General features: G+C 66.3%; 8 protein-coding genes. 6 read left to right on the top strand and 2 right to left on the bottom strand.

The genetic code is table 11. The annotated features are described in order from the left end of the window. From VFB18_RS02075 to asnB, 4 genes are all read left to right on the top strand, one after another. The coding region (locus VFB18_RS02075; RefSeq protein WP_324970617.1) for a VpsF family polysaccharide biosynthesis protein at positions 1 to 1,190 on the top strand (1,190 nt) is incomplete at its 5' end. Next, positions 1,187 to 2,665 (top strand): lipopolysaccharide biosynthesis protein, encoded by a 1,479-nt coding sequence (locus VFB18_RS02070; protein WP_324970616.1) that lies wholly within the window; start codon positions 1,187 to 1,189, stop codon positions 2,663 to 2,665. The genes VFB18_RS02075 and VFB18_RS02070, both read left to right, overlap by 4 nt. After that, on the top strand, positions 2,662 to 3,834 hold the full coding sequence (locus tag VFB18_RS02065) for a glycosyltransferase (RefSeq protein ID WP_324970615.1): 1,173 nt from the start codon (positions 2,662 to 2,664) through the stop codon (positions 3,832 to 3,834). Before VFB18_RS02070 ends, VFB18_RS02065 begins: the two co-directional genes overlap by 4 nt. Before the next feature lie 13 nt (positions 3,835 to 3,847). Continuing rightward, positions 3,848 to 5,821 (top strand): asparagine synthase (glutamine-hydrolyzing), encoded by a 1,974-nt coding sequence (gene asnB / locus VFB18_RS02060; RefSeq protein ID WP_324970614.1) that lies wholly within the window; start codon positions 3,848 to 3,850, stop codon positions 5,819 to 5,821. Here the strand turns inward: asnB and VFB18_RS02055 are convergent. Beyond that, a complete protein-coding gene (locus tag VFB18_RS02055; RefSeq protein ID WP_324970613.1) occupies positions 5,818 to 6,933 on the bottom strand; it encodes a glycosyltransferase in 1,116 nt (371 codons plus the stop codon). The two genes, asnB and VFB18_RS02055, sit on opposite strands and share 4 nt — an antisense overlap. 195 nt (positions 6,934 to 7,128) lie before the next feature. Between VFB18_RS02055 and VFB18_RS02050 the strand changes: the two genes are divergently transcribed. Then, the gene (locus tag VFB18_RS02050) at positions 7,129 to 8,568 is read left to right on the top strand and encodes a hypothetical protein (RefSeq protein ID WP_324970612.1); all 1,440 of its coding nucleotides are present in this window, start codon (positions 7,129 to 7,131) and stop codon (positions 8,566 to 8,568) included. After that, positions 8,559 to 9,656 (top strand): glycoside hydrolase family 5 protein, encoded by a 1,098-nt coding sequence (locus VFB18_RS02045; protein ID WP_324970611.1) that lies wholly within the window; start codon positions 8,559 to 8,561, stop codon positions 9,654 to 9,656. The genes VFB18_RS02050 and VFB18_RS02045 overlap by 10 nt, the downstream gene beginning before the upstream one ends. Here the strand turns inward: VFB18_RS02045 and VFB18_RS02040 are convergent. Next, on the bottom strand, positions 9,653 to 11,185 hold the full coding sequence (locus VFB18_RS02040) for a glucosamine inositolphosphorylceramide transferase family protein (protein WP_324970610.1): 1,533 nt from the start codon (positions 11,183 to 11,185) through the stop codon (positions 9,653 to 9,655). The genes VFB18_RS02045 and VFB18_RS02040 overlap by 4 nt on opposite strands. Positions 11,186 to 11,453: the final 268 nt, after the last annotated feature.

The raw sequence follows: 11,453 nt of genomic DNA, 5'->3' as shown, positions 1-11,453 counted from the left end.
TGCTCAACCAGATGACGGGGTATGCCGACGCGGGCGGCATGCCGCCGTTCAAGTTCCATTTCTACACCTACACGCTCCTGATCGCGCTCGTGCTCGTTACCTTCGCGGTAGGGTTGGTGCGCTTCGTCTCGGAGCAGGCGGTCGCGCAGCCTGGTGTGCTTCAATTCGCTGCGGTGATCGTGCTTTGCGCCGCAATCACCATCCTGCGTCAGGGGATGAGCGGCGTCGCCAATATGGCGAACACGATGTTCGCCGCACCACTTGCGGTGATGCTTGCCTTCTATCTGGACGAGAACCGGCGGCTTAAACTGACCTCGCTCATCATCGGCTTCGTCGCCGTCAACGCGGCGATCGGCGTATGCGAGCGAATCGCGGGCGTCAACCTGTTCGTTTTTCCGGAGATGGGCGGCACGGAATATTTCCGCTCGACCGCGCTCATGGGCCACCCGCTCGAGAACGCCTTCATCACCTCTTCGGTCGCGTTCCTGGTCCCGGCCATGCCGTGGTCGGTAGCACGCAAGGCGGCCGTGCTTGCGCTCATGCTGGCCGGCATCCTCGCCTTCGGCGCGCGGAGCAGCTTCGCCGTAACGCTGATCCTCGGCGCGGCGGCCCTGCTCTATATCGCCGCGGTGGCGCTCGCGCGCGGCAAGATGCGGGTGTCGACGCTTGCCGCAGCGCCTTGGTTTGGCCTCCTCGCCATCGGCGCCGGCGCCGCGCTCGCCCTTGGCACTTCGCTCGGCGAGCGCATCGTGCAGCTCGCCAAGATCGATGCGAGCGCGCAGGCGCGCATCGATGTGTTCAGGCTGTTCAACTATTTGAGCCCCGGCGATCTGCTCTACGGCGTTGACTTCGCCGAGATCAATTTCCTGCTCAAGACCTACAAAGAGGTCGCGATCATCGAGAATTGCTGGATCGGGCTCTTGCTCATGCTGGGCGCGATCCTGTTCGCCGTCTTTGCCGTCTCGCTGCTGACCTTCCTGCGGTCGATCGCGCGCGGGCGCGGGGCGCTCGCCTTCTTCGCCGTCATGGCCTTCCTCGTGGTCGCGAGCACCAGCAACTCGCTGAGGACGCAGACCGCCTCGCTCATGATCTTCGCCGTCGCGCTGTTCGGACTTCCCGCGCAGCAGAAGGCCGCGCGCTCCACGCGCGTCACCTTCGATCCAGCCATCGTTCAAGGAGCATGGTCGTGAAAGACGACAACAAGCGCGGCCAGCTCGGCCGGAACGCGGCCATCTATGGCGGGGCATTGCTCCTGCCACGGCTCGCCGCCTTCGTGGCGCTCATCGTGTTCTCGCGCATCGTCGAGCCGGCGGAATACGGCTATTTCGCGCTGTTCGTCACCTCGGCCGAGCTCCTGAACGCGGTGCTGTTCAACTGGATCAGGCTCGCGCTGCTCAGGCTCTACCCGGAATATGAGAGCGCGGGACGGATCTCGATCCTCCGCCGCACCTGCCTCGCCATGACCGGTCTCGCCACCGCCGTTTCGATTCCGGTCGGCGCCCTCATGGCGCTCGTCGCGGCGCCCGAGCGCACCGTCGCCTTCAGCCTTCTACTCGGCATCATGACCTTCGCCAACGGGGTGGTGCGGTTGAGACTTGCCGAGCTTCAGGCGCAGGAGCGCTCGCTCCAGTATTTCGGCATCGAGGTGAGCCGGGCCACGCTCTCGCTCGTCCTGAGCCTCGCGCTGGTCGAGCTCGCCGGATCGAATTTCGAGACCTTGAGCGCGGGCTTCGCTTTGGCGAGCCTCGGCGTGGCGCTCGTCTGTCTCATCCCATTCGTGCGCGAGCTGTCCCATCTTGGCCTCGACCGGCCGGCGGTGAAGACCATCGTGTCCTATGCCGGACCGATCGTGCCGATCACCGTGCTCGAGTCGCTGATCCCGCTCACCGAGCGCTACGTGATTCAGCTCGTCGCCGGTCCCGCCGCGGTCGGCATTTACGCCGCGACGCAGAACCTGGTGCAGCAGCCGATCAACATGCTCGCCTCTGCCGTCGGTCTCGCCGCCTTCCCCATCGTGATGCGCTCTGCCGAGCGCGAAGGCAACGGCTCGGCGCAGTCGCGGATGGGCGAGGTCGGCAGCTATCTGCTCGCGCTCGGCCTTCCGGCCGTCGCCGGCCTCATCATGCTCAGGACCGAGATCGCCTCGGTCGTGCTCGGCGAGCAGTTCCGCGGCCAGGCCGCGGCGCTGATCCCGTGGATCGCGGCAACAGCGCTCCTCGTCAATCTCAAGTTCCATTATTTCGACCTCGCCTTCCACGTCACGCGGCGGCTGATGGTGCAGGTGGCCTCGCTCCTGCCGGCAACGCTGCTCACGGCGCCCTTCATCTATGTGTTTCTCAAGATGTTCGGACTGCCGGGAGCGGCGGCGGGTTCCTGCCTCGCCTTCAGCTTGTCGGTGCTGGCAAGCTGGCTTGCCGGGCGCCGGCTGCTCGCCATTCCGCATGCGCTGGGAGAGATCGCGCGGATCGGAGCGTCGGCCGTCGTCATGGTCGGCGTGCTCGCCGCGATCGGGCCTTTGGACGGAATTGCCGGCCTCGTCGTGCTGGTTATGGCCGGGGGCGGCGCTTTCGCAGGCGCAGCGCTTGCCTTCAACGTCCTCGACATCAGGCCGGCGCTTCTGCCTTACACGCGGTGGCTTCCAGGCAAGGCGGTGCGCGCGTCATGAGCCGGCGGCAGGACATCAGGGCTTCGCGTGCCGAGCGCCCGGTAATAGGGGGGCCGAGGCTCGCGTTCTACATCCATTCGATGGAAGGCGGCGGCGCCGAGCGCGTTTGGGCGCTCGTCGCATCGGGTCTCGCGGCGCGCGGCTACCCGGTCGATCTCGTGTTGAACCGGGCCGAAGGCCCCCATCTTGCCTTCGTGACCGGAGATGTGCGCGTTGTTTCGCTCGAATGCCGCACGCCTTCGGCCGCAGCGAGGCTCACCCGCTATCTGGGCGAGAGGAACCCTGCTTGCCTCATCTCCGCGCTCCAGAACAACAACCTCAATGCCATGCTGGCGGCGCGGGCCACGGGAACTCCGCTTGCCGTCACCGTGCACGGCATCATGTCGGTGCATCGCTACAATCTGCGCACGTCCGGCCTGTTCGGATCGGTCGCCCAGGTCCTATCGCCCCTTATCTATCGCGCGGCGGCTGCGGTCGGCGTCGTGTCGGAGGCCGTGCGCCGCGACATCGCCTATTCGGCGGAGCGGCCCCATAAGTTCCACGTGCTGCACAATCCGGTGGATACCGACCACTTCTCGCCGCGCGTGCGTGCGAACGATCTGGCACTGACGCAACTTCCGAACGACGACGATAGCCCGATCGTTCTCGGCGTGGGCCGCTTTGACCGCGTCAAGAATTTCGCGCTTCTCATCGAGGCGTTCGCCCAGATGCGTAGGCCGGCCCGGCTCGTCCTGCTCGGCGACGGACCGGAACGTCAAAGGCTCAAGGCCCTGGCGCGCGAGCGCGGCATTGCTGGCCGCGTATTCATGCCGGGATTCGTCGAGGACCCGGCGCCCTGGTACCGGCGCGCCGGCGTGCACGCGGTCGCCTCGCGCTGCGAGGGGTTTGGCAACACCATCGTCGAAGCGCTTGCGACCGGCACGCCAGTTGTGATCGCCGAGTGCCAAGGCGCCCCAATCGATCTCCTCGGCCAGGGCCGCTACGGAACGATCGTGCCGGCAAACGACCCGGCATCCATGGCCGCGGCGCTCGCCGAGGTCATCGACCGGCCGCCAAATCCCGCGCCGCTCATCGCGCGCGCGGCCGAATTTTCGCTCGGGGTGTGTCTCGATCGCTACGAGGCGATGATCGGGGCGCTGACGAAACAAGACGGGCCCAGGACTAACTGAGGGAGGTCAAACCATGTGCGGCATCGCTGGGCTCTTCTTCAAAGGCAAACCCAATCCCGATCTCGCCGCGGCCTTCGCCGAGGCCGTCGCGCTTCATCAAGAGGAGCGCGGACCGGACGATTTCACCGCGCGCTGGGTGACCGACCGGCTGCTCTTCTTCCACAACCGGCTCGCCATTATCGACCCGGGCCGGGCGAAGCAGCCGATGGCCGATACCGGCGGCGTCATCACCTATAACGGCGAGATCTATAATTTCGCCGAGCTCAGGCTTCCCGGCGAGCGCTACCGGTACAACTCGGACACCGAGGTGCTGCTCAAGGGCTTGAATCGCGAGGGCATGCGCTTTCTCGACCGCACCCACTGCATGTTCGCCTTCGCCTATTACAACTACCGAACGGCCGAGCTGCTTCTTGCCCGCGACCGCGTCGGCATCAAGCAGCTCTATTACATCGAGACCGCCGACGTCTTCGCCTTCGCCTCGACGATGAAGCCGCTGATGCTGCTCAGCGCCGGCGAGACCGACGAAGAGTCGGTGTTCGACTATTACTTCAACCGCGCGGTGAAGGCGCCGCGTACCCTCTTCCGCGACATCAGGCAAATCGAGGCGGGACACGTGCTCCGCCTCGATGTGAAGCGACGGAGATCGCGCGTCGAGCGGTGGTGGTCGCCGCGCGACGCCGAGCGCAACGCGCGCAACGAGACCGAGATCGTCGAAGAGGTCGACCGGCTGCTTCGCCGCGCCGTGCGGTATCACCTCGTGTCAGACGTCCCGGTCGGCGTCTATCTCAGCGGCGGCATCGATTCCAGCCTCATTGCCGCGATCGCGAGCGAGACGGCGCCCGGCCTCGAGGCCTTCTCGGTCGCGATGCCCGATTCCCGGCTCGACGAGTCCGTGCATGCGCGCGCCATCGCGAATCGCTACGACCTGAAACACCATGTGCTCGTCGCCGAGCCGCAGAGCTTCCTTGCCGATATCGAGCGCTGGGCCCTCATTCAGGACGACATGGTCGCCGATCCGTCGGCACTCGTGCTGTATCAACTATCGCGCCTCGCGCGCGATGCCGGCTTCAAGGTCATGCTGTCGGGTGAAGGCGCCGACGAGCTGTTCGGCGGCTACAACGCGCAATTCCGTTATGTGCTGTCGCGGCGCTATCACGGCCTGTTCCGGACGCTCAAGCCGGGCGCTTCTTTGATCGACCGCCTGGTGGCCGGGAACCCCAAGCTCCGGCAATTCCTGCATCAGCTCGTCACCGGGCCGAGCTATTACGGCGTCGCCACGATCTTTGAGCCGGTTGTCCTTGACCGGTTGCTCAAGCTTTCGTTCGAACAGCGCCGCTCGGTCGCCGACTTCGCCGAGGCGATCCGGCTCGATCTCGGCGACCGCCTGCCCAACGATCTTATGACGCGCACCGACCGCGCGACGATGGGCGCTTCGATCGAAGCGCGCGTGCCGTTCCTGTCGCACGAGATCGTCGATTACAGTCTCGGCATCGACGAAACGCTGCTGATCAAGGGCCATACGCAAAAGTACCTGCTCAAGCGCCTGGCCGCGCGCTATATGCCGAAGGGAAGCATCTGGCGCCGCAAGATCGGCTTCGACCTTCCGCTCGCCGACTGGCTGCGCGGACCGCTCGCCCCGATGGCCGACGATCTGATCGACAATTCATGGCAGGGCGAGTTGATCGATCTCGGCTTCGTGCGCAAAATCGTCAAGTCGCATCGGGCCGGGACCATCGACGCTTCCGACAAGATCTGGGCGTTCATGATGCTCGAGCTCAATCGCCGTGCGCTTCTCGAGCTGAGAAAGCCGGCGCGGAAGGTGGCGCGAATGTCGGTTCTTTCCTCGGCGGTCATGTCGTCCGCCGCAATCCTAGCGCCCGATCTTGCGTCCCGAGCCTCGCTGTTCGCCTCCGATCTCTCCGGTTTGGCCTTGCTCCTTGCCTCCGACCTCGCGGCGCCGGTCTCGACGCTTGCCGCTCTCTGCTAGAGCGTGGTGGCGATCTGTCGGTAATGCTCGATGAGCGGCGCGAGGACGGCGTTACTTGCAAAGTTCTGGGCAACGCGCTCGCGACAGGCCGCCGACAGACGCGGCCACGATCCGGACGACCAGAGCGCCGCCGTCGCCTCGGCGTAATCGGCGGCGGACGCGTCGGCGGGAAGAATCCCCCCGCACGCGCCCACGACGCTTGGATTGAAGCCGTTGCCGGAGCAGATCGGCACGACGCCTTCAGCCATGGCCTCAGTCAGGGCGTTGGAATGGCCTTCGCCCGGATGCACCGTCGGGAAGAGGAAAAAATGTGCGGTGGCAAGACGGGCCTTGACCTCGCGCGGCGGCAAGGCCCCGCTCCAAATGACCGGCAGATCGCCTGTGCGCGTGATAAGCCGTTTGACATAGGTCTCCTCCCCCGTGCCGATGACTTCGAGCGTCGCAGGCAGGCCTCGCGCCGTCAGGATTTCGAGCGTGCGGATTGCCGTCTCGACCCCCTTCTCGGGCACGATGCGGCTCAGGAACACGAGGCGCATAACGGCGCTCGTACGCGCCTCGGCGCCGGGAACCGGAGCAGCGGGTGGTGGCTGCACGTAATTCGGCAGATAGAGAACCGATCCGTCACGCCGCTCGGCGATGAACGGCAGGTACTCCTTGCCCTCGACGGCGACCAACTCGGCGTGGGCGATGAGACTATCGGCAAGTGCGCGATAGGCCCTGCTCCGCTCGCGATAATTGCGCACGAAGCTCCCGGCGCGGATGTCGAGCGCCACCCGCTTGCCGAGCGTCCAGGCGATGGCGCAGAGCAAGGCCTCGGCGTAGAGGAACTGGCGGTAGAGCGGCGTGATATGGAGGAGATCGAATTCCCGCCGCTTGCTGATGAGAGTGGCCGCGGCGCGCGCGAAGCCTGTGACGTGGGCGAGGACCTTGCGGGGCTCTCTGCCCGAGGCCTCGGCGTATGGGATCTCCACGACGTCGATCCCGCGCAGCCTGAGATCGTCGATCAGGCGCCGATTGGCGGACTCGTAGCCGCCGCGCGCGGGGCGTCCCGGCTGCGCGATCGGTCCGCAATAAGCGATGCGGACCGCGCCAGGTCCCTGCTTGCTTCGCATGATTGGCCTTACCCCGCGGCGTTCAAGTCCTTGTTCCGTAAGCAAGGCCCTTGCCAGCCGCGAGGAGAAACGCCGCGAGCCTTAATGCGGGCGGCTGCGCGCGGCTTCGGTTTACCAATGGGCCTATCCAGTGCCCGGAGCGCGCCTTGCTGGCCTAAACCCTGCAGCAAGGAGACAAACCTCGGAGGGTAAGTGGTGAGCGTCTTTGATATCGCCCGCGGCGCCTATGTGCGCAGCCCGAAAAGACTGCGCGATGCGGCGAGCCCCGCGCTCGCGCTGCTGCCCGTGTCGTTTCAATATGGGAAAACCTACCGCACGCTTCGTGCCGAAATTGCACGGAGCCGGACCGATCCCGCGTTCACCCAAGCGCGGCGCCTCCAAGCGCTGCGTGCCCTCATCGCCAAGGCGCATCGGGGAAGCCCCTTCCATCGCGAGCGGATCGATGCGGCGCTCGGCGTGGGGATCGATTTCCGCGCCATCGGATTCTACGCGCTAACAGCCTTGCCTATTCTCACCAAAGACGATCTTCGCAGCGCGGGCGAAACTGCCCTTGCCGGTCCGGCCGCAAGCCTCGACCGCGCCTCGACCAGCGGCTCATCGGGACAGCCGCTGCTCTTCTGGCTCGACAAGGACCGATCCCCGCGCGAGTTCGCCTTCGTCAACGACGTGTGGTCGCGCACCGGTTATCGCGAGGCCGATGCGCGCTGCGTTTTGCGCGGGCTGCTCTTGGCCGACATCGACAAGCGGCCGTTCGAATGGGAGGCGGGCTTGAAGGAGCTCCGCTGCTCGCCCTTCGCCATGACCGAAGAGCGCATGGACCTCTATCTCGATCTGATCGACAAGCGCGGCATCGCCTATCTCCACGGCTATCCCTCGGCCATCGAGATCCTCTGCCGCCACATGTGGCGCACGGGACGGCGCCCGCGCGCGGGGATCAGAGGCGTCTTTCCCATCTCAGAGCCGCTTTATCCGTTCCAGCGCGACATCATTCGCGCCGTCCTCCCCGAGGCCGCGATCGCGCCGTTCTACGGCCTGAGCGAGCGCGTGCTGTTCGCCGGCGAAGTGGCAGACTGCGAGGGAGACTACGCCTTCGAGCCGCTCTACGGGCATGCCGAGCTGATCGACGATGCGGGAGCGCCGGTTGTGCGCACGGGCGCGCGCGGCCGGATCGTAGGCACAGGCTTTCTCTCGACCGGGATGCCCTTCATCCGCTACGACACCGGCGACAGCGCCGAGCTCGTCGAGCCGGCATGCGAGGCGAACAGCTGGCGGTTGCGGGTGCGCGCGATTACGCCGCGGCGGAAGCCCGAATTCCTGATCGGCGCCGAAGGCAACCGCATCGTCACTCCGACCATCGTGCCGGTCAGCCCGGCGCAGTTCTATGGCGTATCGGAGTTTCAATTCTATCAGGACACGCCGGGACGCTGCCTCATCAAGGTGGTTCCGGCGCAAGGCTGCGGCGAGGAGGACGCGCGACTCTTCCTCGCTGAGATGCAGAACCGCGTCGGCTCGGCCATTCGCTTCGAGCTCGCGGTCGTCGGCGAGCTTGCCCGGAACGCGCGGGGCAAGCGTCCGGTGGTTGATCAGAGGCTCGAGGTCGAGACATTCGCGCAGGGACAAGTGCCATGCGCCTGAGGATTGCAACGGGCCTCGTCGCGCTCGCGGGCCTGCTCGCGCTCGCGCTCTGCGGGGTGGTGCAACAGGCGAAAGCCGAAAGCGGGGCAATCGCGCTCAAGCGCGGCGTCAGCATCCATGAATGGCTGAACTGGTCGCCGGTTACACCCTCGGGCGTCTATCAATGGCCGCCCTATCGCCCGCTCGAAGCGTGGGGCGGCGTGCAAGACTTCGAACGCATCAAGGCGATGGGGTTCGATTTCGTGCGTCTCAGCGTCGATCCGGGTCCCCTCCTCGCCTCTGATCAGGATCATCTCGCCCAGGCGCTCGCTCTGCTGAAGAACGACATCGGCACCGTGACCGCGACCGGGCTCAAGGTGGTGCTCGATCTTCATCCCGTGAGCCAGGTCAAGTCGTGGTCGGCCGCGGCCATCGAGGTCTCGCCGCTCGTTGCGGACCGCTATCGCAACGTCGTTGCCGCGACGGCCGCCATGCTCGAAGACGCGGGCACGGACCGCGTGGCGCTCGAGCTGATGAACGAGCCGCAGTTCTACCCGTGCGACGGGGACGGCGGGCGTGACTGGGAGGCGATGGTGCGGGGGCTCGTGCGGGCGGCGAGAGAGGCCGCGCCCACCCTCACCCTCGTCGTGACCGGCGCCTGCGGCGGCAATGTCACCGGCCTCGTTCAGCTCGACCCGGCGCGGCTCAATGACGACAAGCTGCTCTACAGCTTCCATTTCTACGAGCCGTTGCCCTTCACCCACGAGGGCAAATCCACCTGGAGCGCGGATATGATCGCGGCGCGCTTCGATCAGGTGCGCGCCTGGGCCAAGGAGAACGGCGTGCCGCCGAGCCGCCTCTTCCTCGGCGAGTTCGGCGTGACGGCCGCCGGCAAAGACCATAGCAGTGTGCCCGACAAAGACCGCTTCGCCTGGCTCGATGCGGTGCGGCGCGCAGGCGAAGGGCTCGGCGCGGCGTGGTGCTATTGGGAATATTCCAATCCCTACGGCATGAGCCTCACCACGTTCGACCGCAGTCGGCGGCCCGATCCCGTGGCGCTCGCCGCGCTCAATCTGAACAACCCGCCAGTGGATTCCGTAGGCAACTAGCGGCCGCGCCCGAACAGGTCGATCACCTCGAAGGCGCCGGCGCGGTTATAGGTGTGGAGGCCCTGAACCCTTCCCGTCTCCGGCTCGGCGCGCGCGAGGACCGATTGGGCGAAGCCCTCATCGTCGAGTCGGTCGATGCGGCAGAAGGCAAGTCCCCTGCCGTAGCCGCGCGCACAGTCCTGCGCCGGGCGGATCACTTGCCCATCCCGCCTGAATAATGCGCCGGCCGGACGCGCCGACGCCGGATCGAGCAGCACGGGATTGGCCCGATGCGCCGTCCAGGGTCCGGTGAGAGAGTCCGCGTAGAACAGCCCGAGCGCGTCCCAGCTCGAAGCCTGCCGGTCGCGGATGCTTGCGAACAGCCAGAGCCGCCCGTCCTTCTCGAAGAGAGTCGCATCGTCGGCGAGCAGGTTGTCGAGAAGCGTGGCGTGCTTGACCCAGCGGTCGGGGAAGCGCTCGGCGCGGTAGAGCTCGATGGTGCGGTTCGAGGAGCTTTCGGGAATCATCCACACCCCTCCATCTCTCTCGAACACGAAGGGATAAGAGAGATGATAAGGCTGATCGAGCACGGGACGCGGCGTCGAGGCGTTGCCGTCGGCATCGATGGCGAAATGGGAGATGACGCCTTTGTTGGTCGCGAACGGCACCTCCTCGCAGAAGACATGCGCGACGCCGTCGCGCATCAACACGAAGGGATCGGCGTAGTAGCGCCTGCCGTCGTCGCGGAGGCGGCTGAAGGCATCCAGCGGAATCTCCAGCGTCTCGGTCGCCGGCGCGCTCGCACCGTGGCGCCAGGCGATTGACCAACGCGGCGCTCGCCCGAGAAGCTCGTTCAACCGGGCAAGAGCCTTGCCCGCGAGCGAAGAGGCGAAGAACGTGGCGGCGGCTGCGCCCGTTCCACTCGAAGCGGCAACCGCGGGGCGGGACGACGGAGACGACATCGCCTCATTGCCGCCTCCCTTCGCTCGGCGCAACGCCGGAAGCATCAGGCTGCCCATGCGCGAGAAGGCGCTGTCCAATCCTCTCGAGAGGAGCGCGGGGTCCTCGATGGCGCAGGCGCCGAAATCCTTCATCCTGCCGTCGCGATCGGCAAGGCCGAGCCGCGGCGGGCGGCGGTCGAGCAAGGCTCCGATCGCCCCCGCCTCGCCGGCGACGCCGTCGAAGGTCGGGCGCAAGGTACGCATTTCACTTTTGCCTTCGGCGCGGCCGGTGAAGTCGATGGCGAGGTCATAGGGACCGCCGTCGGCGCGCGGCAAGTGGCGAAGCTCCGTCTCGTCGAGCACGTCGCTCGCGCGTTCGACGCCCCCGCCATAGACGAGACGCTCCAGCATCATCAGGAGATTGACCGACGGCGGAAGCGGATCACCTTCGACGAAGGAGAAGCGCACGGACTGGCCGCCCGCGGCAAGGGCTTCCGCGAGCCAGACCTGCCAACGCCTGAGGCGAGACCGGTCGCAAAGGAAGACGAGCCGGGTGCGCTCGGCGCCGGGCACCGACACCGCCTCTCTCATCACGAGCCTGTCAGCCATTGCGTGAGCCTCTGCCCGGCGCCCGGTCGAAGCGTGCCTGATCCGCTTCGGCACGAACGATCAGCGTTTGTTAACCATGCGCGGCCTAGAAAGGGACATGCAACGAGTCTTGGTCGCGCGAGTCCTTGTCCTGCTCATCCTCGTTGTTGCGCCTGCCCTCGGCGGGTGCAACATGCGGGCCGTCCCTGGGTTAACGACGCCCGCCTTCGCGTTGAACACCCCCGCCCCTCTGCCGCCGCCCGGCGCACCCTTGCCGCTCGGCGCGGGC

The sequence above is a fragment of the Methyloceanibacter sp. genome (assembly GCF_035650995.1).
In the GTDB taxonomy this organism is placed as follows: domain Bacteria; phylum Pseudomonadota; class Alphaproteobacteria; order Rhizobiales; family Methyloligellaceae; genus Methyloceanibacter.
Note: the sequence above shows the minus strand (reverse complement) of the source record. Positions and strands in the feature narration are given on the sequence as shown.

Excerpts from the sequence above, each read along its gene's own strand:
- VFB18_RS02065 (WP_324970615.1), top strand. The coding sequence starts at position 2,662 with ATGAGCCGGCGGCAGGACATCAGGGCTTCGCGTGCCGAGCGCCCGGTA.
- asnB (WP_324970614.1), top strand. The coding sequence starts at position 3,848 with ATGTGCGGCATCGCTGGGCTCTTCTTCAAAGGCAAACCCAATCCCGAT.
- VFB18_RS02055 (WP_324970613.1), bottom strand. The coding sequence starts at position 6,933 with ATGCGAAGCAAGCAGGGACCTGGCGCGGTCCGCATCGCTTATTGCGGA.
- VFB18_RS02045 (WP_324970611.1), top strand. The coding sequence starts at position 8,559 with ATGCGCCTGAGGATTGCAACGGGCCTCGTCGCGCTCGCGGGCCTGCTC.
- VFB18_RS02040 (WP_324970610.1), bottom strand. The coding sequence starts at position 11,185 with ATGGCTGACAGGCTCGTGATGAGAGAGGCGGTGTCGGTGCCCGGCGCC.